Below are 26,830 nucleotides of genomic sequence, written 5' to 3'. Positions count from 1 at the left end.
AGATTCTTTATAAAATTTATATGGCACTTAATGAAAATAAATGCTATAGTATTCAGGTAAAATAGATCTGGTTTTATCAGATTTTTTTATAGGATTCTTTTTATAAATCAGTGTGATTTTGGAGGTAATAATTATGGCAGTTTTAGAGAATTGCGAACCGAAAAGGGTATTTCATTATTTTGAAGAGATCTGCAAGATCCCGCATGGATCAGGAAACACCAAGCAGATCAGTGACTATTTGGTACAGTTTGCAAAGGATCATGATCTGAAGTATATTCAGGATGAGATGAATAATGTAGTTATTTATAAACCGGGAACAGCAGGATATGAGAATGCACCGACAGTAATCGTTCAGGGACATATGGATATGGTATGTGAGAAACGTCCGGACGTAGATCACGACTTTACAAAAGATGGATTAAATCTTTCTGTTGAAGGTGACTATGTATCTGCGAATGGAACAACTCTCGGTGGCGATGACGGAATCGCAGTAGCTTATGGTCTGGCACTTCTGGAGAGTGATACGATTGCACATCCTCCTCTTGAAGTATTTATTACTGTAGATGAGGAAATCGGTCTTCTTGGTGCTGTCGGATTTGACTGCAGCGTATTAAAAGGAAGAAGATTCATCAACCTTGATTCTGAAGCAGAGGGAAGTCTCTGGATCAGCTGCGCAGGAGGTCTTTCCGGAATCAGCCATATTCCAGTGACAAGACTGGAAGCGAAAGGTGAGAAACTGACAGTTAAGATCAGTGGTCTGATGGGTGGCCATTCTGGTGCTGAGATTGATAAGAACCGTGCAAATGCAAACTCTCTTCTGGGTAAATTTCTTCATGGTCTTGATGCGAAAGCAGGCTATGAGCTGATCAGTGTACAGGGCGGTCAGAAAGATAATGCAATCACAAGAGAATCCATAGCAGAACTTCTTACTGTTAAAGAGAACGTAGAAACTGTTAAAGAGTATGCCGCTTCTATGCAGGCTGCATGGAGGGAAGAGTATGCAGGAACTGATGAAGGAATCACAGTAACTGTCACAGAGGAAGGTGAGCAGGATGTGAAAGTTCTTCATCCGACAAGTAAAGAGAAAGTTGTATTCTTCCTTGTAAATGTACCGTATGGCGTTCAGAAGATGAGTGGAACTATCAAAGGATTGGTAGAGACTTCTACAAATATCGGTATTCTGAAAACATCTGAGAACGAAGTGCTGGGAAGCTCCAGTATCAGAAGTTCTGTAGAGACAGCCAGAGACGCACTTTCTGATAAGATTGAGTATCTGACAGAGTTTCTTGGCGGAGAATATGAGAGACAGGGTGTATATCCTGCATGGGAGTACCGCAAGGATTCACCGCTTCGTGATAAGATGGTGGAAGTTTATGAAGAAATGTATGGTCAGAAGCCAAATGTAGTGGCAATTCATGCAGGTCTTGAGTGTGGACTTTTCTATAAGAAGATGGAAGGTCTGGACTGTGTATCCCTCGGACCGGATATGAAGGATATTCATACATCTGAGGAGGTTCTTAGTGTTTCTTCTACAGAGAGAGTGTGGAAGTATCTGGTGAAAGTTCTGGGAGCTCTTAAAGACTGATGGCGTTACACCCTGCTGTTTGTGGCAGGGTGTATTTTTGATTAAGGGACGCAGAGAGAGGACATTAGGTCATGACCTAATGTCCTCTCTCTGCTGGTTATTGGAAGATTTTTAAAATCTTATTTGAAGCTAAATGCTTTATAGGTTCTATATTTTCATTTTAATGCATATACTGTAACAGAATGCGGAGGTATCTCATATGTTTGATCCGTATAATGCGCGGACTTCGTTGGTTCGATATATTTTGCCGTTGTTTGTGCTTGTGGTGATGGTGGTTATGTTGCAGATGACGCTGAATATGCGCAGCCGGGCTTCGGCTTTGAAGGCGGAGGCTTGTGAGGAGAGTGATTTCAGGCAGCAGCATGTGACGCCCGGGCTTTATCGCAGTATCTGGAAGGCTGCACTGGTCGAAGGGACGGGGGCTGATGGGTTTGCGAATATTTTGACGGCGACAATGCTGAATTCGGGATTTTATCCGAGGCAGGTCCGGGCGGACAGTGTGCCGTATCGGAAGTATAAGCCAGAGGAATATGAGCGGCTTATGGAGGATTATCAGTCTGTATGGTCGGATCTGAAATATTTTCCCATTCCATCTACGGAAGTTGATTTTGAAAATACCTATGGTGCGCTCAGGGATTATGGAGACTCGCGTGTACATGAAGGCTGTGATTTGTTTGGACGTAAGAAGGAGTCTGGCTATTATCCGGTCTTAAGTGTCACGGATGGCGTGGTGGAGAATATCGGGTGGCTTCCGTTGGGTGGCTACAGGATTGGAATACGTGCCCCGAAAGGCGGGTATTTTTATTATGCCCATCTGGATACATATGAGAAAGATTTCCAGACGGGGGAAGAGGTATCGGCAGGAGATATCCTGGGATATATGGGAAATACCGGATATGGTACGGAAGGTACGCGTGGCATGTTTCCGGTTCATCTTCATCTGGGAATTTATATCAGGACACCGCATTATGAGGAATTGAGCGTAAACCCTTACTGGGTGTTGAAAGCCATTTCTAAAAAAATCAGAAACTATTCATATTAGCGAGATATTTTTTTAAATCTATGCTATAATAACAAAATGTATGAAATGCAAGGAGCGAGTGAAGATGGAAATACAGTTATGGAGAAGCATTTTGTGCCCGTATGAACTGGCTGTAAGAGAGCTGGAAGTGAAATTTAATCACATTATCGATGAGTGTAAAGAGAACGATATTTACTGTCCGATCGAGCAGGTAGAGGGCAGAGTTAAGAGTGTAAGCAGTATCCTTGAGAAAATGCAGCGCAAGCATATTCCTATGGAGAAGATGGAAGAGGAACTGGAGGATATCGCAGGTGTTCGTATTATCTGCCAGTTTGAAGAGGATATAGAGACGGTTGCTTCTATGATTCAGAAAAGAAGCGATATGACTATAAAGAGTGAGAAGAATTATCTGAAACATATTAAGCAGAGTGGATACAGAAGTTATCATCTGATCATTTATTATACAGTGGATACTATTAATGGACCTAAGAAGCTACAGGCAGAGATTCAGATCCGTACAATGGCGATGAATTTCTGGGCAACGATCGAGCATTCCCTGCAATACAAATATAAAGGTGATATGCCGGAGCATGTTGCAGAGCGTCTGAGCAAGGCAGCAGATGCTATCAATGCTTTGGATCATGAGATGTCTTCTGTACGAAATGAGATCATGGATGCACAGAACTCTTCCCAGATGCAGTCTAATCTGGTGAAAGATATCCTTATTAATATCGAAAACCTGTACAAGATCGCAAATAAACGTGAGATTATGAAGATTCAGGATGAATTCCTGAGAGTATTCCGCACAAAGGATCTCCAGCAGCTGAAGCGATTCCACAGACAGCTTGATATTATTTCAGAAGGATATCGTGCGCAGGCGGTATATCATCATTAAGATGGAGTATTATGATATCAGGATTATGGGAGTTGTTTTGCAACGGAGAAATCCGCAGATATCAATATCATCAAGTACATACGAGGAAATATAAATGCAGGATTTTTTACCGGTAACTAAGAAAGAAATGAAACAGAGAGGATGGAATCATGTAGACTTCGCCTACATCACAGGCGATGCCTATGTGGACCATCCTTCCTTTGGCACGGCAATCATCAGCAGGCTGTTGGAGAGCCGTGGATATAAAGTGGGAATCATCAGTCAGCCGGACTGGAAGAAGAAAGAGAGTATCCAGGTATTTGGTGAGCCGCGACTGGGATTTCTGGTATCAGCGGGAAATATGGATTCCATGGTGAACCACTATACAGTGTCCAAGAAGCACAGACAGAAGGATTCCTATTCACCAGGCGGTCAGATGGGACTTCGCCCTGATCGTGCGGTGATCGTATACAGCAATCTGATTCGTCAGACTTATAAAAAGACACCCATTATTCTGGGTGGAATTGAAGCCAGCCTGAGACGACTGGCCCATTATGATTATTGGGACAACAAAGTAAAACACAGCGTACTTCTTGATTCCGGAGCAGACATAATCTCTTATGGAATGGGCGAACATTCAATCGTAGAGATTGCGGATGCACTTTCAAGCGGAATTCCTGTAGAAGAGCTTACTTATATTGCTGGAACCGTATTTAAATGTAAAGATCTCTCCAGAATTTATGAGCCAATTATTCTTCCATCCTATGAAGAGATAAAAGAAGATAAAAAAACATACGCAGACAGCTTTGCCATTCAGTATCAGAATACAGACCCGTTTACCGCCAGAGCAATGGCAGAGTCTTACGGAACAAAGGGATATATCGTACAGAATCCTCCGGCGCTGCCTCTGACACAGCAGGAGATGGATGATGTCTATGCGCTTCCCTATACGGAGAAAGTACATCCCATGTATGACGAGCTGGGTGGAATCCCGGCACTAGAGGAAATTAAGTTCAGCCTGACGAGCAACAGAGGATGCTTTGGCGGCTGTAATTTTTGCGCTCTGACATTCCATCAGGGAAGAATTCTTCAGACCAGAAGCCATGAATCCTTGATTGAAGAGGCCACCAGAATGACAAAAGATCCCGATTTTAAGGGCTATATCCATGATGTTGGTGGTCCTACCGCAGACTTCAGACAGCCATCCTGCCAGAAACAGCTCACCAAGGGTGTATGTAAGAACAAGCAGTGCCTGTTCCCGACACCATGTAAGAACTTGACGGTAGATCATTCGGATTATGTTGCCCTTCTTCGCAAACTGCGTAGGATTCCGGGAGTTAGGAAAGTATTTATCCGCTCCGGTGTACGTTTTGACTATGTGGTAGCAGACCGGAACAAGACGTTTTTGAATGAACTGGTAGAACATCATGTAAGCGGACAGCTGAGAGTTGCTCCTGAACATGTATCAGATCAGGTACTCAAATACATGGGAAAACCAAGTCACAGCATTTATCAGCAGTTTCTTAAAGAATATGATGCAGCCAATAAAAAAACAGGAAAGCAGCAGTATGCAGTACCATATTTCATGTCTTCCCATCCGGGCTGCACCATGAAAGAAGCTGTAAAACTGGCAGAATATGTCCGCGACCTTGGCTTTACCCCGGAACAGGTACAGGATTTCTATCCGACGCCATCTACTCTTTCTACCTGTATGTACTATACAGGAATTCATCCTCTCACAGGTGAGAAAGTATACGTGCCGAAGAATCCTCACGAGAAAGCCATCCAGCGAGCCTTGATGCAGTACAAGAACCCTGCAAACAGAGAACTGGTACTCGAAGGTCTAAAAATGACCGGCAGAATGGACCTAGTAGGATACGGTACGAAATGCCTGATCCGCCCGATACGCGAAGGTCATGGAGAGCATCAGGGAAATGATGGCGTCAAAAAGAATAATGGCCGTAGTGGCAGCAGAAATAATAAAGGTGACAGCTATGGCAATAACTATAGCAACAACAAGAACGGAAGCAGAGATAACAGAGAAAGTACTGGCAGAAATACAAGAAGAGGTTTAACAGACTTCAGAGGAAACAAGAGAAACGCCACTATATCTGCGAAGAAAAGCACAATAAGAAACACACATAAGAAAAGCAACTCCAAAGGAGGACGAAAGTGACAGCAGAGAAAAAGCCAAACAACACAAAATCTTCAGCTAAGTCTAAAACATCAAACAATAAAAAATCAAAGAAAATTTCCAAAGGAAATTTCGGATACTTCAAAAGCGAAAAGAAACGCCGCCTGATCATCACAGCGATTCTTTTCGCAGTACCGTTATTTATCTTCTTTACATCCTGGATTTACTTTAAAACAAGAATGACTGTCTGGACAGTAGTGGCAGTAGTCGGATGTCTTCCGGCATGCAAATCCATGGTAAGCCTGATCATGATCCTGAAGTGCAGACCAATGGATGCAGGACTGCATCAGAAAATCCAGGAACATCAGGGCAGTCTTGATATGGCATATGAATTATACATGACCTTCTATGAAAAGAGTGCCTATATCGACGCAGTAGCAGTATGCGGAAACACCGTAGCAGCCTACAGCAGCGACCCGAAGATCGATGCCTCTTTCATGGAAACCAACTCCCAAAAAATCATCCGCAAAAACGGCTACAAAGCCACAGTAAAGATCTTCACAGACCTTCGCCCATTTCTGGAACGCCTTGATTCCATGAATGACCATAAAGAAAGTCTGGAAGAAGGTATTAAATTTACCCCGGATGAGAAATACCCGGATCTTTCCAGAAACGAACTCATCCGACAGACGATCTTGGCTATTTGTCTGTAGCCATGAAATATTGAGAAAGATATATTAGAAATAATGAAAGAATTTATAATAGAAGAAAACGAAGCCGGACAGCGTTTTGACAAGTACCTTGCCAAGCTTCTTAAAGAAGCCCCTAAAAGCTTCTTCTACAAAATGCTCCGCAAGAAAAACATCACCCTGAATGGAAAAAAAGCCACCGGAAACGAAAAACTCCTCAAAGGCGACACCATCAAACTATTCCTGAGTGATGAAACCTTCGACAAATTTGCCGGAAGCACCCAGGTAGCAAGAGCGTACTGTGAATTAGACATCATTTATGAAGATGCCGATATCATTATCATCAACAAACCAGCAGGAATGCTCTCTCAGCCAGCAGACGACGGCGAACCATCATTGGTAGAATACCTGATCGGTTATCTCCTGAAAAAAGGCGAACTCACAGAAGAACAGCTAAAAACTTTCAAACCATCCGTGTGCAATCGTCTCGACCGAAACACCAGCGGCATGGTCTGTGCTGGCAAAAGTCTCGCCGGATTGCAGTTCCTATCCAGAATCTTCCATGACAGAACGCTCCATAAATACTATCTCTGTCTGGTAAAAGGCAAACTGGACAAACCTGCCCATATCAAAGGCTACCTGCACAAAGACAAAAAAACCAACAAAGTAACCGTAAGCAAACAAGATTTCCCTGATTCCCTGCCAATCGAAACCGCATACCGCCCGATTGACAGTAATGGAAAAATGACACTCCTGGAAGTAGAACTGATCACAGGCCGAACACATCAGATCCGAGCCCATCTGGCCGGAACTGGTCATCCGCTCCTGGGAGACACCAAATACGGTGACAATGAATTCAACAAACAATACACCCGCCATGGAGTAAAATACCAGCTTCTCCATGCATACAGATTAGTAATTCCGGAGACAGACCAAACCTTCGTGGCACCGGTGCCGGAGCTTTTTTTCAAAATCATCAACGAAGAACACCTGCAGGAGGCATATCATGAGAATCTGGAAAGAAGTATGGGATTACGCGAAAATGATCATCATAGTGGTGCTGATCGTAACACTCATAAATAACGTAGTACTTATCAACGCCAAAATCCCTTCCGAATCAATGGAAAAAACCGTTATGACCGGAGATCGTCTCTTCGGCTTCCGACTGGCATATGGCATCAACATAGATCTCTTCGGGCATGAAATATCAAAAAAAATAAAAGACCCTGAGCGATTTGACATCATCATCTTCAAATATCCGGACGATGAAAAAAAACTCTTTATCAAGCGCCTCATCGGACTCCCCGGAGAAAAAGTCCGGATCACAGACGGAAAAGTTTACATCAACGACTCCGAAATTCCACTGGACGACAGCTTCATCCCCGAGAAAGCAAGAGGAAACTTCGGCCCATACGAAGTCCCCGAAAACAGCTACTTCATGCTCGGAGACAACCGCAACCACTCTAAAGATTCCCGCTGCTGGAAAACCACCAACTTTGTAACCTTCGACGAAATCGTAGGCAAAGCCGTCATCCGGTATTATCCGTCGGTGAAATTACTTAAATAAGAAAAACCTTAAAGGAGAACAATTTGGCAACATGGAATAGCAGAGGCTTACGAGGCTCCACACTGGAAGACCTCGTAAACCGCACCAACGAACAATACAGAGAAAAAGAACTTGCACTCATCCAGAAAATCCCAACACCCATCACCCCCGTCCGAATGGACAAAGAAAACCGTCATATCACCCTGGCCTACTTCGAACAGCGAAGCACCGTAGACTACATTGGAGCAGTACAGGGAATCCCCATATGCTTTGACGCCAAAGAATGCGCCACAGACACCTTCCCCCTCGCAAACATCCATCCCCACCAGGTAGAATTCATGCAGGCATTTGAAAAACAAGGCGGCATAGCATTCTTTCTCATATTCTACAGCCACGAGAACCAATTCTACTACCTCCCCTTGCGCCACCTCCTCATCTTCTGGACCCGAATGCAAGAAGGCGGTCGCAAAAGCTTTCGCAGAGAAGAACTCAATCCGCAATACTATCTCAACAAAAAAAATGGATTCTTAGTTCCGTATCTTGACGGGATTCAGATTGACTTAAATGAGAGAGAATAGAGGGTGTATGTCATCTTATAAAGGGACGCGCAGAAACATATTTGCTTTTTGCTTAGTTAGCTGGTAAATTTCTTTATAAGAAATGATTAGCAACGAGAGTTCAGACATTTGTTTTTTACTATAATTTGGTTGAGGAAAATGCCATTATGTGATTCTTTAAAGTTTTTCAGTTAAAAAATTTGGGGTACTAAAAAAAGAAAAGTAAAAACTTTACACATGGAATTATAATTTTCCATATTTCAATTCCCAGCTCAGAAAGATATGATATCCCAGATGCATTTGCAGACGTCTTAGAGTTTCTTAGTCTCCCGGAAATCTGCGTTATGAGAAGAAAAGTCCCTTGTCTGAGCGCCAGCGAGTAATTCCGGACTTTTCTGCTCATGCTTTTAGCAGATTTTCGGGAGACTTAGAAACTCTTAGATGTCGAAACCGCATCTGGGATATCATATCTTTCTGAGCGTCCCTTCCAAATCAAATAAAAAACAACTCCGCAGGGATTGACAATTCCGCCAAAACCCTATATAATTCTATCTAGTTTTGTATTAGCTTGGTATCACGTTACCAAATTAAAGCGATAAGGAATAAAACATAATAAGAAACAAAAAAACATAACCACAGGAGGACCAACCATGCAACGTATTTTTCACACCCCGGAAGGTGTAAGAGACATCTACAACGGCGAATGCAGCCAAAAAAGAAAGGTACAGGAGAAAATCCATCGCGTCTTCCACCAGTACGGCTATGAAGACATAGAAACTCCGACATTTGAATACTTCGAAGTATTCAGCCGCGAAGTAGGAACCATCCCATCCAAAGAACTCTACAAATTCTTCGACCGCGAAGGCAACACTCTGGTACTCAGACCAGACTTCACCCCGTCCGTATCCAGAGCCTGTGCCACCTACTTCTCCCCGGACAAAGAACCAGTAAGCTTATGCTATACCGGCAACACATTCATCAACAATTCCAGCTATCGAGGCCATCTCAAAGAAACTACACAGATGGGCGTAGAACGAATCGGAGATGAATCCGCAGACGCAGATGCAGAACTTCTCGCCATGACAGTCGAATGTCTCCTGGCAGCAGGACTGACGGAATTTCAGGTCAGCGTCGGACAGGTAGATTACTTCAAGTCCCTCTTAAAAGAAGCAGAACTCGGCCCCGAAGCAGAAGAACGCCTCCGAACCCTGATCTCACAGAAAAACTCATTTGGAGTAGAAGAATTCGTAGCAGAGCAGAAAATTAAAGACAGCATGGTAAAAGCCTTTATCGAAATCCCACAGATGTTCGGTTCCGAAGAAGTCTTAAAGAAAGCCAGAAGCCTGACAAACAATGCATGCGCACTCGAAGCAGTTTCCAGACTCGAAGAAATCTATGAGATCATGAAAAACTACGGCTACGAGAAATACATCTCTTTTGACTTCGGAATGCTCAGCAAATATCAGTACTACACAGGAATCATTTTTCAGGCATACACCTATGGAACCGGCGAGCCAATGATCAAGGGCGGTCGTTACAATGGCCTGATGAAACACTTCGGTAAACCGGCGGCCTCTATCGGATTTGCGATTGAAGTAGACAATCTTCTTCTTGCACTTTCCAGCCAGAAACTGCTCTCTGAGAAAGAAGAGAAGCCGGAAGTGATCGAATATGAGCCACAGGATCGTGCACAGGCGATCAAAGAAGCACAGAAACTTCGCGCAGAAGGCAAATGTGTGGCATTACGTTTGAAAAAGGAGGCCAGATAAGCCATGAGATACCTGACAGTTGCCCTGACCAAAGGCAGACTTGCCAACAAAACAATGGAAATGTTTGAGAAAGCAGGAATCACCTGCGAAGAAATGAAAGATAAAGATTCCCGTAAACTGATCTTTACAAATGAAGAATTAAAAATGAAATTCTTCCTTGCAAAAGGTCCGGATGTTCCTACCTATGTAGAATACGGCGCGGCAGACATCGGAATCGTCGGAAAAGATACGATCCTTGAAGAAGGCCGTAAGTTATATGAGGTTATGGACCTCGGATTTGGAAAATGTAAAATGTGTGTCTGCGGACCGGAGAGTGCCAGAGAGGTTCTGGAGAACAACCAGCTCATCCGTGTAGCAACCAAATATCCGAATATTGCAAAGGACTACTTCTTTAACAGAAAACATCAGACCGTAGATCTGATCAAATTAAATGGTTCTATCGAGCTGGCACCGATCGTTGGTCTGTCAGAGGTTATCGTAGATATCGTAGAGACAGGAAGCACACTGAAAGAAAATGGTCTCAAAGTATTAGAAGAGGTTTGCCCGCTGTCTGCCAGAATGGTTGTCAACCAGGTAAGCATGAAGATGGAGAACGAAAGAATTCGCAAACTCATTGAAGATTTAAGAAGAGTTCTGCAGGAGGAAATGTAAAGATGCGTACAGTAAAATTAACAAAAGAATCCACAAAAGATATTCTTGAGAATCTGCTGAAAAGAAGCCCGAACAACTATGGGAAATTTGAATCCAAAGTAGCTCAGATTCTTGATAAAGTAAAAAATGAAGGAGATGCAGCACTCTTTGCCTACACAAAGGAATTTGACAAAGCAGATGTAACAAAAGAGACAATCCGTGTCACGGATGCAGAGATCGAAGAAGCATATGCGCAGATAGATCCTGCACTTCTTGGCGTTATCCGCAAAGCACTTGTCAACATCCGCAAATATCATGAAAAACAGATTCAGAACAGCTGGTTTACAAGTGAGACAAACGGAACTATGCTCGGCCAGAAAGTGACTCCGTTAAACAGAGTAGGTGTTTATGTACCTGGCGGAAAAGCAGTTTACCCATCATCCGTACTTATGAATATCGTACCTGCAAAAGTAGCAGGAGTACCGCACATTGTTATGACAACACCTCCTGGAAAAGACGGCAAAGTATGTGCATCTACACTGGTAGCTGCCAAAGAAGCAGGGGCGGATGAAATCTACAAAGTAGGAGGCGCTCAGGCAATCGGCGCACTGGCATTTGGAACAGAGAGCATCCCGAAAGTAGATAAGATCGTAGGCCCTGGAAATATTTTCGTAGCCCTTGCAAAGAAAGCAGTATACGGATATGTAAGCATTGACTCTATTGCAGGTCCAAGTGAGATTCTTGTTCTGGCAGATGAGACAGCAAATCCACACTTCGTAGCAGCAGACCTTCTTTCCCAGGCAGAACATGATGAACTTGCCTGCGCGATTCTGATCACTACAAGCGAAGAATTTGCAGCCAAAGTAGACGAAGAAGTAAAGGGCTTCGTAGAAGTCCTTTCCAGAAAAGAGATTATCCAGAAGTCTCTTGATAACTTTGGCTATATCCTTATTGCGGAAGATATGGACGAGGCAATCGAAGCAGCCAATGAAATTGCTCCGGAACATATGGAAATCGTGACAGCCAACCCGTTTGAAGATATGATGAAAGTAAAGAATGCAGGTGCGATCTTTATCGGAGAATACAGTTCAGAACCTTTGGGAGATTACTTCGCAGGTCCGAACCATGTACTCCCAACAAACGGAACAGCCAAATTCTTCTCTGCACTTTCTGTAGATGATTTCATTAAGAAGTCAAGTATTGTATATTATTCTAAAGCAGCGCTGCGTGACATCCACAAGGATATCATCCAGTTTGCAACCTCCGAACAGCTTACTGCACATGCAAACTCTATTGCCGTTCGTTTTGAGGATGAGGATAAATAATAGCGTCAGATTTTTTTAAGAAATAAATAGAAGAGAAGCTATTTAACCAAATCAAGTAAGTCCCCTGCGGAGGTTGCGAAGAGCAATAAGCAGTGGGTGGGGACTTGCTTGTATCAGAAGGGGTACAAGCCCCTTCTGATAAACTGCGAAGCAGTTATTTGGTTATGAGCAAGTAGCGAAAGCGGATTGCGAATATCCGATTGACTCCATTACATATTACAGAGAGAAAAACAGCGAGGACGTAATTATGGCAAGAGAAGCCTCAGTAGAGAGAAATACAAAAGAAACCGAGATTAAATTAAAGATTAATTTGGACGGAACCGGATATTCCGATATCGAAACAGGAGTGGGATTTTTTGACCATATGCTGGATGGATTTACCCGTCATGGACTTTTTGACTTAAGTGTCAGAGTTCATGGTGACCTTCAGGTAGATGATCATCATACGATCGAGGACACAGGAATTGTTCTCGGAACCGCATTAAAAGAAGCAATCGGCGACAAAAAAGGAATCAAGCGTTACGGCAGCTGTATCCTTCCGATGGATGAATCCCTTGTGCTCTGTGCGATTGACCTGTCCGGAAGACCGTATTTTGCATGGGATGCAGAATTCACTACAGATAAGATTGGCGATATGTCTACAGAAATGGTAAAAGAATTTTTCTACGCTATTTCTTATTCCTGCGGCATGAACCTCCATATCAAGGTTCTGACTGGTGGAAACAACCATCATATGGCAGAAGCCATGTTCAAGAGCTTTGCCAAAGCACTGGATGCAGCAACATCTTATGACCCGAGAATCACAGATGTATTGTCTACCAAAGGAAGCCTTGCGTAATGTAGATAATTGGTAACTATTCAGCAGTCTACTATCCCGCGAGGTGTTTTGGCATGAACATGCCAAAATCCCGAGACATACAAGTCAAAATCCCATCGCCGAAGGCGATTTTTAATGGATTTTGACTCGTAACTGTGAAGGTACTGAACAGTTACGATAATTGCAGAATAATGAAAGATGTTCCCGGAATAGCAGAAAAATAGTATTATCTTCGGGCTATGTGGAACATCTTTTGAGATAAAGATAAAATAATGCATTATAAGTTAATCAGGAGAGCGTGATAAAGATGGAAAATACAGCAAATTTAAAGAGCAGCATCGCCTGGTCGGATTTCAAGTTAAACAGCGACGGAATGGTACCTGTAATCGCACAGGACTATCAGACAAACGAAGTCCTGATGCTTGCATACATGAATGAAGAAGCATTCAATACCACACTTCAGACCGGCAAAATGACCTACTGGAGCAGAAGCCGCAATGAACTCTGGATCAAAGGCCTCACTTCCGGACACCTTCAGTTTGTAAAGTCTCTTACATTAGATTGCGATAACGACACCATCCTTGCAAAAGTAGAGCAGATCGGTGCAGCCTGCCATACAGGAAACAGAACCTGCTTCTTTAAAACACTGACAGAGGCAGTAAAGTAAGAGAATCAATGTTGTTTCTCATATAGTGTAAAAACATTAATAGGAAATATATAATTGTATTGACATTTTTTATTAAATGTGATAAAAAAAGAGTATCCGAATTGAATATGTGCAATGTTATAGCGCGAAGGTTACATCATATATGATGTGCAAAAGAGAATCCGGTGAGAATCCGGAGCGATACCGTCACTGTGTATGGGAGCTGTTTTTCAGAGACCACTGGGCTGCCGGGAAGGGGAAAACAGCGATGATCGAAGTCAGGAGAACTGCCTTGGCGTGGAATTTAAGGTCTGCGGTATACAGAACCTATATTCTCATAACTATACATAGCTCTTTTATATAAATGAATCAGGCAGTCTGATTGAATTATGAATTGTGAGATATCTGGCTGATTCATTAAAAATCGTGTATTTATGGGAAAGTGGCAGCTGCAGAATATATGGCTGCTTTTTTGCATACGTCTGTCCGGAAATACAAGAAATAAAAGAGGAAAAACAAAATGAAAAGAAAATCCATGTTAGCTTTATTACTTGCAGTATCTATGACCTGCTCCATGACAGCAGCAACAGGTGCAGTAGCATTTGCATCTGATGACACAGCGACAGAAGAATCAGCTGACGATGCAACAGAGGAAACAGCAGATGATGCAGAAGCGGATGAAGCTTCCGATGACACAACAGAAGCATCTGATGATGATCAGAAAGCAGCAGATGAAGTAGCTGCCCTGATCGACAAAATTTATGTTCAGGAAAGAACAGATACAACTGATGACGACTGCAAAGCAGCAAAAGAAGCATGGGACAAACTGACAGATGCTCAGAAAGAACTGGTAGAAGGTGAAGAAGCAAGCCCTGAATACTTTGGTCGTGACACAGGTGACGCTTCCAAAGATGATCCGCGTAATCAGGATGAAATCGGTGAGAACGAACTCCTTGTAGTAAGCTTTGGTACATCTTTCAACGACAGCCGTGCAGAGGATATCAAAGGAATCGAAGATGCTCTTGCAGAAGCATATCCGGACTGGTCAGTAAGACGTGCATTCACAGCACAGATTATTATCAACCATGTAGAAGCAAGAGATAATGAAGTAATCGATAACATGCAGCAGGCACTTGACCGTGCAGTAGACAACGGTGTTAAGAACCTTGTTGTACAGCCTACACATCTGATGCATGGTGCTGAATATGATGAAATGGTAGAAGCTATCGACGGATATAAAGATAAATTCGAATCCGTAGCAATCGCAGAGCCAATGCTTGGTGAAGTTGGCGATGACGCTACAGTGATCAACGACGATAAGAAAGCAGTTGCACAGGCAATCACAGATGAAGCATGCAAAGAAGCTGGATTTGATGATATGCAGGCAGCAGCAGATGCCGGTACAGCATTCGTATTCATGGGACATGGAACATCCCATACAGCTAACGTAACATATGATCAGATGCAGACACAGATGAATGACCTTGGATTCACAAATGCATTCATCGGTACTGTAGAAGGTGAGCCAGAAGATACAGCTTGCGAAGCAGTTATCGAGAAAGTAAAAGAAGCTGGATTTAAGAATGTAATTCTTCGTCCTCTGATGGTTGTTGCCGGTGACCACGCTAATAACGATATGGCTGGTGATGATGAAGATTCCTGGAAATCTCAGTTCGAAGCATCTGGTGATTTCGACAGTGTAGACTGCCAGATCGCAGGTCTTGGAAGAATTGAAGCTGTAGAAGATCTCTATGTAGAGCATACAAAAGCAGCAATTGATTCTCTTGGAACATCTGATGAAGCTGCAACAGACGATGCTGATGCAGAAGCAGCAGATGATACAAAAGATGAGGCAGCGGCTGACGATACACAGACAGAAGAAGCAGCAGATGATGCTGCAGAGGCTGACGCTGAATAATAGAATAAAAAGTTATTTCTTTAAATAACATTGTCCAAACAAATAAGCTGCCCGGAGAACTTGTAAAAGTTCCCGGGCAGATATATTATATGATAAGAGAGGATGATATTTTTTATCATATAATATATCTGGTATGTATTTTTAGGTTTTGGATAATATGATATCAGGGTCAAAAGGTCAGAAAGTCGCTCGTGTTTGCACGATAAGACTTTTGAACTTGGGACCTGCCAAACATGAGAGAGTAGCGATTTACGTAGTAAATCTGCGGATTATGAATATATAAAACAAGGAGAGAAAAATCATGAAAAAACGTTCATTTACATTATTAATGTCAGCACTTACTATTTCCGCAACACTTCTTGGCACAAGCCCGATTCTGGCAGAGACAGACACCGACACAGCGACAGAAGAGAGCGCCGATAAGGAAGAAAGCACAGATAAAGCTGATTCGGAAGAATCTGATGCAAAGAATACAGATGCAAAAGCAGAAGACGGCAAGGATGCAGATGCATCAAAAGGCGACACATTAGAGGATGGTACATACACAGCTGAATTTGACACAGACAACGGAATGTTCCACGTAAACGAAGCAAATGATGGAAAAGGAGTCCTTACTGTAAAAGATGGCAAAATGACAATCCACGTAAGCCTTGCATCTAAAAAAATCGTAAATCTTTTTGCTGGCAAAGCAGAGGATGCTCAGAAAGACGGAGCAGAATTGCTTGAGCCGACAACCGATACTGTTACATACAGTGATGGAATGAGCGAAGAAGTATACGGATTTGATATTCCGGTACCGGCAATTGATGAGGAATTTGATGTAGCCTTAGTCGGAACAAAGGGAAAATGGTACGACCACAAAGTAAGCGTCAAAAATCCGGTAAAAGATGATTCTGCTTCCACAGATGCAGATACAGAAGATAAAGATGCAGATTCCAAATCTGAAGATGCACAGACAGAAGATACAAAAACAGAGGATGCTAAAGCAGAGGATACAGATAAAGATACTAAGGATGAGGAAAGCAAAGGTAAAACATTGGCGGATCTGAACCTTGAGGATGGCGACTATACTATGGAAGTAACTCTCACAGGTGGTTCAGGCAGAGCAACTATTGACTCTCCGGCAGCAATCAAAGTTGAAGGCGATAAAGCGACAGCAACGATTGTATGGAGCAGCCCGAATTATGACTATATGCTGGTAGACGGCGAGAAATACGAACCAGTCAACAAAGACGGGAACTCCACATTTGAGATTCCAGTCAGTGTATTTGACGCAGAGATGGATGTGACAGCTGATACCGTAGCAATGAGCGAGCCTCATGAAATCGACTATACCTTAAACTTCGATTCCACAACTGTCAAAGAAGCAAAGACAGCAGATGACAAAGAGGCTAAATAATAAAAAGCAAAACAGGAAAAGAAAAAGATAAGATTATGAGAAAAGTAAATTCAACTGAAAAACAGCAGAGGACATGGCACCATGGCTTTCTACTGACTATGTTGCTACTTGTTTGCACCTGCATTTTTTGCACTGTACATACAGCACAGGCAGCAGACGAGGCCAAAACTCCGGCGGAGCTTCCTGGACTGACATACGATCACAGTATGGAACTTTCCTATGCAGAAGAGTTCAGTGTAGATTACTATAATGATGGATATGCCCTCATCACGATTGCTGAGGAAGGGCAGTTTCTTGTAGTGCCGGAAGGAAAAGAAGCACCGAAAGGTCTGAGCGAGGATATCACTGTTATTCAGCAGCCACTGAATAATATTTATCTGGTGGCAACCTCAGCTATGGATCTTTTCCGTGCCATCGACGGCATTGATAATATTCGCCTCTCCGGAACAAAAGAAAGCGGTTGGTATATTCAGAAAGCCAAAGATGCCATGGAATCCGGAAAGATGATTTATGCAGGCAAGTACAATGCACCGGATTATGAACTAATCCTGAATGAAGGCTGTGGACTTGCCATTGAGTCAACTATGATTCATCATAATCCTGAAGTACAGGAGAAACTGGAGCAGTTTGGTATCCCTGTAATGGTAGAGCGTTCAAGCTACGAAAGTCATCCTCTTGGACGAACAGAGTGGATGAAATTATATGCAGTTCTTCTGGGAAAAGAGGATGTGGCGGAGAAAGCGTTCAAAGAGCAGACAGACAAGCTTGATAAAGTTCTTGCATCCGATGACAAAGATACAGGAAAGACTGTGGCATTCTTTTACATCAATTCTACAGGTGCTGTCAATGTACGAAAGAGTAACGATTATGTATCTAATATGATCGAGCTTGCAGGCGGCAAATATGTTCCGGAAGATACAGGCGAGAGTGATAACGCCCTTTCTACTATGAATATGCAGATGGAAGAATTCTACGCTAAAGCGAAGGATGCGGATTATATTATTTACAACAGCACCATTGACGGAGAGCTGTCAACCATTGATGAACTTCTTGCCAAGAGCAATCTTCTGGCCGATTTCAAAGCAGTAAAGGATGGAAATGTATGGTGCACAGGTAAGAACCTCTTCCAGGAAACCACAGAACTGGGAACTATGATCGAAGATATTCATACGATTCTTACGACGGATGATGACTCTTTGGATGAACTTTCTTATATGCATAAATTAAAATAGAACAAGCACAGTATTTTTGGATAAGTGAAAATTATTTAAGAGGGGACAAAAAATATCTTTTGTCCCCTGAATTGTATAGAAGCTAAATTGTTCCATAATGTTCCTATGATATTAAAAGCCTTCCGGGCAGAATCGCACTGTGGCGGAGGGCAATTATGCCGCTAAAGAGACCTGCCACAGGCGGAGAACCCTGCTTGCAGGATTTTTTCTTGTAGATTTTGACTCGTAACTGTGAAGTTACTGAACAGTTACAGATAATCAAGAGTTACATATATAAAATAAAACAGATAGAAGGAAAAGAACATGGATGATAAAAAACGTGCAGCCAGATACTGGCTGGCATTTCTTATACTGGCAGTACTGCTGGTGATTTTATTCGTCTGGAATGTAAATGCCGGAAGTATCCATCTTTCGGTAGGTGAGATCATGAATATCATTTTCAGACATGAAGGCAATGCCACTGCCTACAATATTATATGGGAAATCCGCCTGCCAAGAATTCTGGCGGTAATTATTCTGGGCGGAGCGCTTTCCGTATCAGGATTTCTCCTTCAGACATTTTTTAATAACCCTATTGCAGGACCTTTCGTACTTGGAATCTCTTCAGGAGCCAAGCTTGTAGTTGCACTTCTGATGATCTTCTTTCTCAGCAAATCAATCTCTATGGGGTCTGCGGCTATGATTATCGCAGCTTTCATAGGATCTATGATTTCCATGGGATTTGTCCTTCTTGTTGCAAAGAAAGTCCACAATATGTCCATGTTGGTCATCAGTGGTGTCATGATCGGATATATCTGTTCCGCAATCACAGATTTTGTAGTCACCTTCGCAGATGATTCCAACATTGTTAATCTTCATAACTGGTCACTGGGAAGTTTTTCTGGAATGTCATGGGGAAATGTACAGGTAATGGCAGTCGTGGTGCTGATTACGATGGTGATTGTATTTTTTATGTCAAAGCCGATCGGCGCCTATCAGCTGGGTGAGGTTTATGCCCAGAATATGGGAGTAAATATCAAATTGTTCCGTATAGGTCTGATTTTATTGTCAAGTATTCTGTCAGCCTGTGTAACGGCTTTTGCAGGACCGATTTCTTTCGTAGGAATCGCAGTACCTCATATTGTAAAAAGCCTGCTTAAGACAGCCAGACCACTTCTTGTGATTCCGGCATGTTTTTTAGGTGGTGCGGTATTCTGTCTTTTCTGCGATCTGATTGCCAGAACGGTATTTGCACCGACAGAACTTAGCATCAGCTCCGTAACTGCTGTATTTGGTGCGCCAGTGGTAATTTATATCATGATCCGCAGGCAGCAAAGAGTATAAATGTTTCGGGAAATATAAGAATAATAAATTGCAGGATGGGCAGGAAAATATGGAAGAGAAGATAACAAAAACAGAAAATAAAAATACACACCAGAAGGAACAGTATTTCTTCTATACAGACCAGTTGACGGTAGGCTACGATGGAAAACCTTTGATCAGAGAAATCAATATTCAATTAAAAAAAGGTGAGATTCTGACTCTCATCGGTCCGAATGGAGCCGGAAAGTCAACAATTCTTAAGAGCATCACCAGACAGCTTGCCACAATAAGCGGTACCGTCTATCTGGATAAACAGACGATGTCTAAGATGTCTAATAAAGAAGTATCTCAGAAACTGGCAGTTGTTTTGACAGAGAGAATGCGTCCGGAGCTTATGACCTGTGAAGATATCGTAGCAACGGGGAGATATCCATACACAGGAACTCTTGGGATTCTTTCAGCAGAAGACAAGGCAAAAGTAAGAAAAGCAATGGAAACCGTTCACGCCTGGGATTTAAAAGACAGAGATTTTACAGCTATCAGTGATGGCCAGAGACAGAGAATTCTTCTCGCGCGTGCTATCTGCCAGGAACCGGAGATCATTGTACTGGATGAGCCGACTTCTTTTCTGGATATTCGTCACAAATTGGAACTGCTTACGATCTTGAAGCAAATGGTTCTGGATCATCAGCTTACGGTGATCATGTCTCTTCATGAACTGGATCTTGCACAGAAGGTGTCTGACAAAGTAATCTGCGTCCATGGAGAATACATAGAGAAATATGGTGCCCCGGAAGAAATTTTTACTTCAGAATATATCAGGAATCTATATGGAATTACCAGAGGGAGCTACAATGCAGCATTTGGCTGCGTAGAAATGGAAGCGCCTAAAGGAACTCCACAGGTATTCGTAATCGGTGGAAACGGAAGCGGGATACCGGTTTACCGGAAATTGCAGCGCCAGGGGATTCCTTTTGCAGCAGGCGTTCTTCATACCAATGATGTAGACTATCAGGTGGCCGGCGCATTGGCAGATAAAGTTATTTCGGAACAGCCATTTGAATGCATTTCCCAGAATGCCTGTGACCAGGCAGCAGAGATTATGAGACAATGCAAAGAAGTTATTTGCCCATTAAAAGATTTTGGAACTATGAATGCAAGAAACAGAGAACTCCTTCAACTCGCAGAAGAACTTGGACTCTTAAAAAATAAAGCATAATTTTATCTCAGAGAGATTCTTGGGTTTTAACCAAATCAATACCATTTACTGACAATGTGTGATATAATAGGTCTCATCAATCATCCAAAGGAGAGGCTTATGGATAAATTATATATCGTTATTCCGGCATACAACGAACAGGATAACATCGAACAAGTCATTAATGACTGGTATCCGGTTATTGAAAAGCATAACGGAGATGGTCAGTCCCGTCTGGTTATCATTGATGACGGAAGTATAGATTCTACATATGAAAAATTAAAACAATATGCGAAGACACGTCCGTTACTGACTCCTCTGACTAAGCCAAATGGCGGTCATGGAGCAACAGTACTCTACGGATACAAATATGCGTTAAAGAACGATGCGGATTATATTTTTCAGACAGATTCTGACGGACAGACACTTCCTGAGGAATTTGAACCATTCTGGAATCGCCGTGAGAAATATGATATGGTGATTGGCTGGAGAAAAGAAAGACAGGACGGTGCTTCTCGGGTATTTGTGACGAAGACATTAAAACTTGTGATCCGTATCTGCTTTGGAGTGACTCTCACAGATGCGAACACACCTTACCGTTTGATGAAAGCGGAGACTATGCGTAAATACATTCGCCTGATACCAAAGAATTTTAACCTGTCCAATGTCCTTCTGGCAGTTATTTACAAGAAAAAGGGCTGTACGATTAAATATCTTCCTATCACATTCAGACCGCGTCAGGGCGGGATAAATTCTATTAATATGAAGAAAATCTGCAAGATCGGCAAACAGGCAGTGATAGACTTCATGAAATTAAATAAAATCATTCGTAATACATAATAGAAAAAATACATTTTTGCTGTTCACCTGTGGTAGCTATAGGGTGGACAGCATTTTTATATTTATCTTTTATATCATAGGTAGTTACTTTATAATATTTCTATGATAATGATAAAATGCACTCGTGCAAGACTCTTTCTTGTCTCGGAATATTCGGATAAATATCGAATTATATAATGAAATGTCGGACGAATTTTGTTGACTTTTTTGAAAAATGAAATTACAATGATGGACATAACAGGACAAAACACAACACTATATGACACAAAATGATACAAAATGAAACGAGAATCAAAAAAGCAGGTCTTCTGATAAGACTTACCTGATTCGGTCAATCGTGAAAGATAGTAGGGAGAAAAGTATAAGATGAACAAAACGAATGAATTATGTGAAATGGAATTAACAGCTGATACCGAGGAAAGACTGTCTGTTTTAAAAAAGAAACTGGGCGCAACAGACAGGTATATTCAGCAGGACAACAGAGATCTTGCAGAATTGGAAAGCAGATATGAGAAACTGGATATATCATATCCTGTAAGAAGATTTCTGGATGATTACATTGCATGTATGCAGACGAAATACGAGCGCCTTGCAGATCTGTGCTATCTGGCAGGGGTAAAAGAGGACATGGATACGGCTGTTGCAGAGAATGAATAAAGTGTATTAAAAAAGAAATCTCTTGTTTTATTTGTCGAAATAGGATATTGTAAATATAAAAAGAAAATTCTTTTAAAATAATCTTATAAATGTGGGATTTTCAGGGCAGATAAGGAGAGATGAGAAGATGCATAAGAGGAATAAATTTATAAGCCTGGGACTTAGCTTTATACTGGCAGCGATGCCCGTATCATCTGTGGCGGCAGCTGAATTTTCAGACGGCACAGCTTACACATCTGATACAGAATTTGAGGATGGAACAGAAGGTAATGTGGAAGATGATACAGAGATTACGGCAGAAGAACCGTCGGATGCGGAGGTCTCTTTCAAGGAGAACATGATTCCTGACGCGGATGACACGACAGATAATGAGAAACTCCTTGAAGAGTATCTGAATCGTATCCTCTATGAACAGGATCTGTCTACACAGCCTGGAACTTCTGTGGCAGAGAGTGTGCTAAGTGGTGTGCAGCAGGCATTGTATGAAGAACTTAAGAGTAAGATTGCGACAGTAGCATCAAAAGGCGGTTCTACAAAAATTAGTATCAGTGCAGATCTTGGACTGACCTGGAAGACTACAGCAAGGGGAAAAGCACTTGACAAAGAAGTATCTTCGCATTTTGATGCACTAAGCACTTCAAAAATCATTAACTGTCTGTTAGTAGACTGTCCATATGAATTATACTGGTATGAAAAGACGGCATCCACCACATGGGAATATGGATACACGACGACTACAACAGGAAACAAAACAACTGTAATGATCAAAAATATTTCTGTAAACATGCCGGTGTGCAACAGTTATGCTTCAGGAAGATATAAAGTAAACGCAAAAATCGTACAGCTTGCAAAGCAGGCAGCAGCCAACGCCAGGATGATTGTGCAGAAATTTAGCAGCTATACAGAAACTGAAAAATTAATAGGATATAAAGAAATAATCTGTTATCTTACCTCATACAATGATGAAGCTGTAGAATGGGAAGAATATGGAGATCCATGGCAGTTGATTTATGTGTTTGACGGAGATGACAGTACAAATGTAGTCTGCGAAGGTTATTCCAAAGCATTTCAGTACTTATGTGACCTCAGTGATATTACCTGCTATACAGTGACTGGTACGATGGATGGCGGTACAGGTGCCGCACCTCATATGTGGAATATCGTGGAAAATGACGGTAAATACTACATGGCAGATATTACAAACTGCGATGAAGGTACAGTTGGGGAAAATGGCGGTCTGTTTCTGGATACCCCGATCTCCGGAAGCGTTTCCAAGGGATATACATATGCAACAGAGAGCACAGACATGCACTATGCATATGACACAGAAACCAAGACGCTATATGGGACAGGAAAGAATTCGGTTCTTCTGATGACACAGGATGCCTATTCTGTAGATAAATTAACTGCGAAACCTGCGAAAACATTGATTACAGGCATATCAAATGCGACAGCCGGTAAACTTGTGCTTACATGGAAGAAGTCAAAAGGAGCAAAAGGATATGAAATCTACCGTAGGACAGGAACGACAGGTTCTTATGTAAGAGCAGCAGAGATCAAATCCGGCTCAACAGTAAAATACACAAACACAAAATTGAAAAAAGGACGCACATATTATTACAGAATAAGGTCATATAGATATGATAAGAATGGGAAAAAAGTATACAGTGGATGGTCTGCTGTGAAAAGTAAGAAAGTAAAATAAACGCAATCAGTAAATTCTCAGTGCCATCACGAAAAATAATATTGAAAGTACTTTCATAAAAACAGAGTATAGAGTTTTAAGGGATTTTCTTGCCATGTATGGAACATCATGATACAATGAGACACGACATGACAAAGAAAATCCCTTAAATTATAGGAGGAATATTTATAATATGTGTGGAATCGTAGGATTTACAGGTGATCATCAGGCAGCACCAATATTATTATATGGTCTGTCCAGATTGGAATATAGAGGATATGATTCGGCAGGACTTGCAGTCCGCGATGGTGAAGGTGATACAGCAATCATTAAAGCGAAAGGACGTTTGAAAGTTCTTGCAGACAAGACCAGCGACGGAGAGAGCGTGCCTGGAACATGTGGAATCGGACATACCAGATGGGCAACTCATGGAGAACCGTCTGAGACGAATGCCCATCCGCATATGAGTGATGATGGAAATGTGGTAGCTGTTCATAATGGAATTATTGAGAATTATCAGGAATTGAAAGATAAACTCATCCGCAATGGTTATGAATTCTATTCATCCACAGACACGGAAGTGGCTGTTAAACTAGTGGATTATTATTATAAGAAATATCTCGGAACACCTGTTGATGCCATCAATCATGCAATGGTACGTATCCGCGGCTCTTATGCAATGGCTATCATGTTCAGAGAATATCCGGGAGAAATTTATGTGGCAAGAAAAGACAGCCCGATGATCCTTGGAGTGGAGAATGGCGAATCTTATATTGCATCTGATGTTCCGGCAATTCTGAAATACACCAGAAACGTTTATTATATCGGCAACCTGGAAATGGCACGTGTCAGAAAGGGTGAGATTACTTTCTATAACCTGGATGGTGATGAGATTCAGAAAGAACCAAAAACAATAGAATGGGACGCAGAGGCAGCAGAGAAAGCGGGCTTTGAGCATTTCATGATGAAAGAAATTCACGAACAGCCAAAGGCAGTGCGCGATACATTAAATTCTGTGCTCAAAGATGATCAGATTGACCTTACAGAAGTAGGTCTTACTGAAGAGGATATTCGTACAATCAGCCAGATTTATATCGTAGCATGCGGTTCCGCTTATCATGTAGGAATGGCGGCTCAGTATGTGATCGAAGACCTTGCCAGAATTCCGGTTCGCGTAGAACTTGCATCTGAGTTCCGTTACAGAAATCCAATTCTGGATCCGAACGGACTTGTGGTTATTGTCAGTCAGTCAGGTGAGACGGCAGATAGCCTGGCAGCACTTAGAGAAGCAAAGCAGAGAGGTATCCGTACTCTTGGAATCGTTAATGTGGTAGGATCTTCCATTGCCAGAGAGGCGGATAATGTATTCTATACATTGGCTGGACCGGAGATTTCCGTGGCAACAACAAAAGCATACAGTACCCAGCTCATCGCATCTTACGCGTTGGCAGTACAGTTTGCCAAGGCCAGAGAGCAGATTACGGAGGAGAAATATCAGGAACTTATCGCAGAATTGCAGACACTTCCGGATAAAATTTCCAAGATCATCGAAGATGATAAGGAACGTATCCAGTGGTTTGCCGCTAAACAGGCGAATGCAAAAGACGCCTTCTTCATCGGTCGTGGAATTGACTATGCAATCAGCATGGAAGGAAGCCTGAAGATGAAAGAAGTCAGCTATGTACACACCGAAGCCTATGCAGCCGGCGAGCTGAAACATGGAACGATTTCTCTCATTGAAGATGGAACTTTGGTGATCGGTGTTCTTACCCAGAATCATCTCTATGAAAAAACAGTCTCCAATATGGTAGAGTGCAAGAGTCGTGGCGCATACCTGATGGGACTTACCACATATGGCCACTACAATATAGAAGACACTGCAGACTTCACAGTCTATATCCCGAAAACAGATCCGCACTTTGCAACATCACTTGCGGTTATTCCGTTACAGCTGTTAGGATACTATGTCAGTGTAGCTAAGGGCCTGGATGTGGATAAACCGAGGAACTTGGCTAAGAGTGTAACTGTAGAATAGTAAATATAAGTATATAATGTTGCTTTACACTAAAATGGTTTCATGTTATCATTATCTAAATTGAAAGATTTGATAGCATGAAGCCATTTTTATAATGTTGTTAGATAATACAGGAAGTGAAAAGATATTTGATAAACGAAAAGAAACTCTTTAGAGATGGTGGGTTGAATTTCAAAGTAATGTGTTTTACAAAAATAAAGCATAAAGAAAATGGAGTGACTAAGTTTGAATGATAAAATAGTTGTCTGTTTAGGTAAGGGTGGACAGAGAGAAATGGCAGAGTCTTTTGCCAGGAAAAATAATGTGCCGATCGTGGAGAAACCGGGAGAGCATCTGACGGTAATGTTTGATGCCAAAGGTGTATCTCTGACAGGATATGGTCTGACTTATCAGGGAGATTTTGAGAATATGCTCCACAGAGTTACAAATGGAAGACTTTCTCATGAAATGCTGGTGCGTGCGGCTAAGTCTGACGGAGAAAATCTGAAGGCGATTGATGCTACCGCTGGTATGGGAGAGGATGGTTTTCTTTTGGCAGCGTATGGATATGAGGTGACATTGTATGAACAGAATCCGGTGATTGCCGCTCTTTTGAAGGATGCACTCCGCCGGGCAAAGAAGCACCCGGTATTAAAAGATATTGCAGCCAGAATGAAACTGGTAGAAGGTGACAGTGTAGAGTGTCTGGCGAAACTTATGGATCCGATAGACGTGATTTACCTGGATCCTATGTTCCCTGAAAGACAGAAGTCCGGTCTGATCAACAAAAAGCTTCAGTTAATCCAGAAACTGGAACCTCCGTGTTCGGAAGAAAAAGATCTCTTTGATGCGGCTGTCAAGGCCAGCCCATCCAAGATTATTGTAAAGCGTCCGCTGAAAAGTGTATATCTTGATGGTCGGGAACCGTCATACATACTAAAGGGGAAAGCAATCCGCTATGACTGCTATGTAATATGAAATGTATTGCTATTT

The 26,830-nt window shown here is 42.2% G+C and carries 22 protein-coding genes, 1 pseudogene and 1 riboswitch; all 23 genes and pseudogenes read left to right on the top strand.

The window, feature by feature from the left end; genetic code table 11:
- Positions 1 to 133 precede the first annotated feature (133 nt).
- The 23 genes and pseudogenes from ACTNC0_RS02495 (at position 134) to ACTNC0_RS02385 (ending at position 26,815) form a co-directional block, all read left to right on the top strand.
- On the top strand, positions 134 to 1,585 hold the full coding sequence (locus tag ACTNC0_RS02495; protein WP_441086228.1) for an aminoacyl-histidine dipeptidase: 1,452 nt from the start codon (positions 134 to 136) through the stop codon (positions 1,583 to 1,585).
- 199 nt (positions 1,586 to 1,784) lie between these two features.
- Positions 1,785 to 2,627, top strand: a complete 843-nt coding sequence (locus ACTNC0_RS02490; protein ID WP_441086227.1) for a M23 family metallopeptidase — start codon at positions 1,785 to 1,787, stop codon at positions 2,625 to 2,627.
- 64 nt (positions 2,628 to 2,691) lie between these two features.
- On the top strand, positions 2,692 to 3,501 hold the full coding sequence (locus tag ACTNC0_RS02485; protein WP_117676402.1) for a GTP pyrophosphokinase: 810 nt from the start codon (positions 2,692 to 2,694) through the stop codon (positions 3,499 to 3,501).
- 94 nt (positions 3,502 to 3,595) lie between these two features.
- Positions 3,596 to 5,656 (top strand): YgiQ family radical SAM protein, encoded by a 2,061-nt coding sequence (locus ACTNC0_RS02480; protein ID WP_441086226.1) that lies wholly within the window; start codon positions 3,596 to 3,598, stop codon positions 5,654 to 5,656.
- A complete protein-coding gene (locus tag ACTNC0_RS02475) occupies positions 5,653 to 6,327 on the top strand; it encodes a hypothetical protein (RefSeq protein ID WP_441086225.1) in 675 nt (224 codons plus the stop codon). Before ACTNC0_RS02480 ends, ACTNC0_RS02475 begins: the two co-directional genes overlap by 4 nt.
- 33 nt (positions 6,328 to 6,360) lie before the next feature.
- Positions 6,361 to 7,386 (top strand): RluA family pseudouridine synthase, encoded by a 1,026-nt coding sequence (locus tag ACTNC0_RS02470; protein ID WP_441086224.1) that lies wholly within the window; start codon positions 6,361 to 6,363, stop codon positions 7,384 to 7,386.
- Entirely contained in the window at positions 7,310 to 7,870 is a 561-nt protein-coding gene (gene lepB, locus ACTNC0_RS02465) for a signal peptidase I (RefSeq protein ID WP_441086223.1), read from the top strand. Before ACTNC0_RS02470 ends, lepB begins: the two co-directional genes overlap by 77 nt.
- A 23-nt stretch (positions 7,871 to 7,893) precedes the next feature.
- On the top strand, positions 7,894 to 8,427 hold the full coding sequence (locus tag ACTNC0_RS02460) for a Holliday junction resolvase RecU (protein ID WP_441086222.1): 534 nt from the start codon (positions 7,894 to 7,896) through the stop codon (positions 8,425 to 8,427).
- A gap of 629 nt (positions 8,428 to 9,056) precedes the next feature.
- On the top strand, positions 9,057 to 10,175 hold the full coding sequence (hisZ, locus tag ACTNC0_RS02455) for an ATP phosphoribosyltransferase regulatory subunit (protein ID WP_118420104.1): 1,119 nt from the start codon (positions 9,057 to 9,059) through the stop codon (positions 10,173 to 10,175).
- A 3-nt stretch (positions 10,176 to 10,178) separates the two neighbouring features.
- On the top strand, positions 10,179 to 10,826 hold the full coding sequence (hisG, locus tag ACTNC0_RS02450; protein WP_008702990.1) for an ATP phosphoribosyltransferase: 648 nt from the start codon (positions 10,179 to 10,181) through the stop codon (positions 10,824 to 10,826).
- A 2-nt stretch (positions 10,827 to 10,828) separates the two neighbouring features.
- Positions 10,829 to 12,130, top strand: a complete 1,302-nt coding sequence (hisD, locus tag ACTNC0_RS02445) for a histidinol dehydrogenase (RefSeq protein ID WP_441086221.1) — start codon at positions 10,829 to 10,831, stop codon at positions 12,128 to 12,130.
- A gap of 247 nt (positions 12,131 to 12,377) precedes the next feature.
- Positions 12,378 to 12,968, top strand: a complete 591-nt coding sequence (gene hisB, locus ACTNC0_RS02440) for an imidazoleglycerol-phosphate dehydratase HisB (RefSeq protein WP_118247588.1) — start codon at positions 12,378 to 12,380, stop codon at positions 12,966 to 12,968.
- 307 nt (positions 12,969 to 13,275) lie between these two features.
- Positions 13,276 to 13,602, top strand: a pseudogene (hisI, locus tag ACTNC0_RS02435) (phosphoribosyl-AMP cyclohydrolase); the annotation flags it as partial.
- A 123-nt stretch (positions 13,603 to 13,725) separates the two neighbouring features.
- A riboswitch (cobalamin riboswitch) is annotated at positions 13,726 to 13,902 on the top strand.
- 211 nt (positions 13,903 to 14,113) lie between these two features.
- Positions 14,114 to 15,511, top strand: a complete 1,398-nt coding sequence (locus tag ACTNC0_RS02430; RefSeq protein ID WP_441086220.1) for a sirohydrochlorin cobaltochelatase — start codon at positions 14,114 to 14,116, stop codon at positions 15,509 to 15,511.
- Between the two features lie 301 nt (positions 15,512 to 15,812).
- Positions 15,813 to 16,910: a hypothetical protein gene (locus ACTNC0_RS02425; protein WP_441086219.1), complete on the top strand. Its 1,098-nt coding sequence runs from the start codon at positions 15,813 to 15,815 to the stop codon at positions 16,908 to 16,910.
- Between the two features lie 98 nt (positions 16,911 to 17,008).
- Entirely contained in the window at positions 17,009 to 18,142 is a 1,134-nt protein-coding gene (locus tag ACTNC0_RS02420; RefSeq protein WP_441086274.1) for an ABC transporter substrate-binding protein, read from the top strand.
- Between the two features lie 303 nt (positions 18,143 to 18,445).
- Positions 18,446 to 19,465 (top strand): FecCD family ABC transporter permease, encoded by a 1,020-nt coding sequence (locus tag ACTNC0_RS02415; protein ID WP_441086218.1) that lies wholly within the window; start codon positions 18,446 to 18,448, stop codon positions 19,463 to 19,465.
- 49 nt (positions 19,466 to 19,514) lie between these two features.
- Positions 19,515 to 20,663 carry an ABC transporter ATP-binding protein gene (locus ACTNC0_RS02410; RefSeq protein WP_441086217.1) on the top strand — a complete coding sequence of 383 codons (1,149 nt, stop codon included), beginning with the start codon at positions 19,515 to 19,517 and terminating at the stop codon, positions 20,661 to 20,663.
- A 99-nt stretch (positions 20,664 to 20,762) separates the two neighbouring features.
- Positions 20,763 to 21,482: a glycosyltransferase family 2 protein gene (locus ACTNC0_RS02405; protein ID WP_441086216.1), complete on the top strand. Its 720-nt coding sequence runs from the start codon at positions 20,763 to 20,765 to the stop codon at positions 21,480 to 21,482.
- Between the two features lie 366 nt (positions 21,483 to 21,848).
- The gene (locus ACTNC0_RS02400) at positions 21,849 to 22,139 is read left to right on the top strand and encodes a hypothetical protein (protein WP_441086215.1); all 291 of its coding nucleotides are present in this window, start codon (positions 21,849 to 21,851) and stop codon (positions 22,137 to 22,139) included.
- A gap of 127 nt (positions 22,140 to 22,266) precedes the next feature.
- Complete coding sequence (locus ACTNC0_RS02395; RefSeq protein WP_441086214.1) at positions 22,267 to 23,844, top strand: hypothetical protein; 1,578 nt, start codon at positions 22,267 to 22,269, stop codon at positions 23,842 to 23,844.
- Between the two features lie 172 nt (positions 23,845 to 24,016).
- Positions 24,017 to 25,858 (top strand): glutamine--fructose-6-phosphate transaminase (isomerizing), encoded by a 1,842-nt coding sequence (gene glmS, locus ACTNC0_RS02390; RefSeq protein WP_441086213.1) that lies wholly within the window; start codon positions 24,017 to 24,019, stop codon positions 25,856 to 25,858.
- Between the two features lie 225 nt (positions 25,859 to 26,083).
- Entirely contained in the window at positions 26,084 to 26,815 is a 732-nt protein-coding gene (locus tag ACTNC0_RS02385) for a class I SAM-dependent methyltransferase (protein WP_441086212.1), read from the top strand.
- Positions 26,816 to 26,830: the final 15 nt, after the last annotated feature.

This window comes from Blautia sp. HCP3S3_B11 (assembly GCF_052064435.1).
Lineage (GTDB): Bacteria > Bacillota > Clostridia > Lachnospirales > Lachnospiraceae > Blautia_A.
This window is presented reverse-complemented; position numbering and strand designations above follow the sequence as displayed.

What these genes read in the sequence shown, in the direction of transcription:
- hisG (WP_008702990.1), top strand. Translation starts at nt 10,179, where the DNA reads ATGAGATACCTGACAGTTGCCCTGACCAAAGGCAGACTTGCCAACAAA.
- ACTNC0_RS02395 (WP_441086214.1), top strand. Translation starts at nt 22,267, where the DNA reads ATGCATAAGAGGAATAAATTTATAAGCCTGGGACTTAGCTTTATACTG.
- ACTNC0_RS02480 (WP_441086226.1), top strand. Translation starts at nt 3,596, where the DNA reads ATGCAGGATTTTTTACCGGTAACTAAGAAAGAAATGAAACAGAGAGGA.
- ACTNC0_RS02405 (WP_441086216.1), top strand. Translation starts at nt 20,763, where the DNA reads ATGGATAAATTATATATCGTTATTCCGGCATACAACGAACAGGATAAC.
- hisZ (WP_118420104.1), top strand. Translation starts at nt 9,057, where the DNA reads ATGCAACGTATTTTTCACACCCCGGAAGGTGTAAGAGACATCTACAAC.
- hisB (WP_118247588.1), top strand. Translation starts at nt 12,378, where the DNA reads ATGGCAAGAGAAGCCTCAGTAGAGAGAAATACAAAAGAAACCGAGATT.
- ACTNC0_RS02430 (WP_441086220.1), top strand. Translation starts at nt 14,114, where the DNA reads ATGAAAAGAAAATCCATGTTAGCTTTATTACTTGCAGTATCTATGACC.
- glmS (WP_441086213.1), top strand. Translation starts at nt 24,017, where the DNA reads ATGTGTGGAATCGTAGGATTTACAGGTGATCATCAGGCAGCACCAATA.
- lepB (WP_441086223.1), top strand. Translation starts at nt 7,310, where the DNA reads ATGAGAATCTGGAAAGAAGTATGGGATTACGCGAAAATGATCATCATA.
- ACTNC0_RS02410 (WP_441086217.1), top strand. Translation starts at nt 19,515, where the DNA reads ATGGAAGAGAAGATAACAAAAACAGAAAATAAAAATACACACCAGAAG.
- ACTNC0_RS02490 (WP_441086227.1), top strand. Translation starts at nt 1,785, where the DNA reads ATGTTTGATCCGTATAATGCGCGGACTTCGTTGGTTCGATATATTTTG.
- ACTNC0_RS02495 (WP_441086228.1), top strand. Translation starts at nt 134, where the DNA reads ATGGCAGTTTTAGAGAATTGCGAACCGAAAAGGGTATTTCATTATTTT.
- ACTNC0_RS02415 (WP_441086218.1), top strand. Translation starts at nt 18,446, where the DNA reads ATGGATGATAAAAAACGTGCAGCCAGATACTGGCTGGCATTTCTTATA.
- ACTNC0_RS02400 (WP_441086215.1), top strand. Translation starts at nt 21,849, where the DNA reads ATGAACAAAACGAATGAATTATGTGAAATGGAATTAACAGCTGATACC.
- ACTNC0_RS02485 (WP_117676402.1), top strand. Translation starts at nt 2,692, where the DNA reads ATGGAAATACAGTTATGGAGAAGCATTTTGTGCCCGTATGAACTGGCT.
- hisD (WP_441086221.1), top strand. Translation starts at nt 10,829, where the DNA reads ATGCGTACAGTAAAATTAACAAAAGAATCCACAAAAGATATTCTTGAG.
- ACTNC0_RS02420 (WP_441086274.1), top strand. Translation starts at nt 17,009, where the DNA reads ATGTTGCTACTTGTTTGCACCTGCATTTTTTGCACTGTACATACAGCA.
- ACTNC0_RS02470 (WP_441086224.1), top strand. Translation starts at nt 6,361, where the DNA reads ATGAAAGAATTTATAATAGAAGAAAACGAAGCCGGACAGCGTTTTGAC.
- ACTNC0_RS02425 (WP_441086219.1), top strand. Translation starts at nt 15,813, where the DNA reads ATGAAAAAACGTTCATTTACATTATTAATGTCAGCACTTACTATTTCC.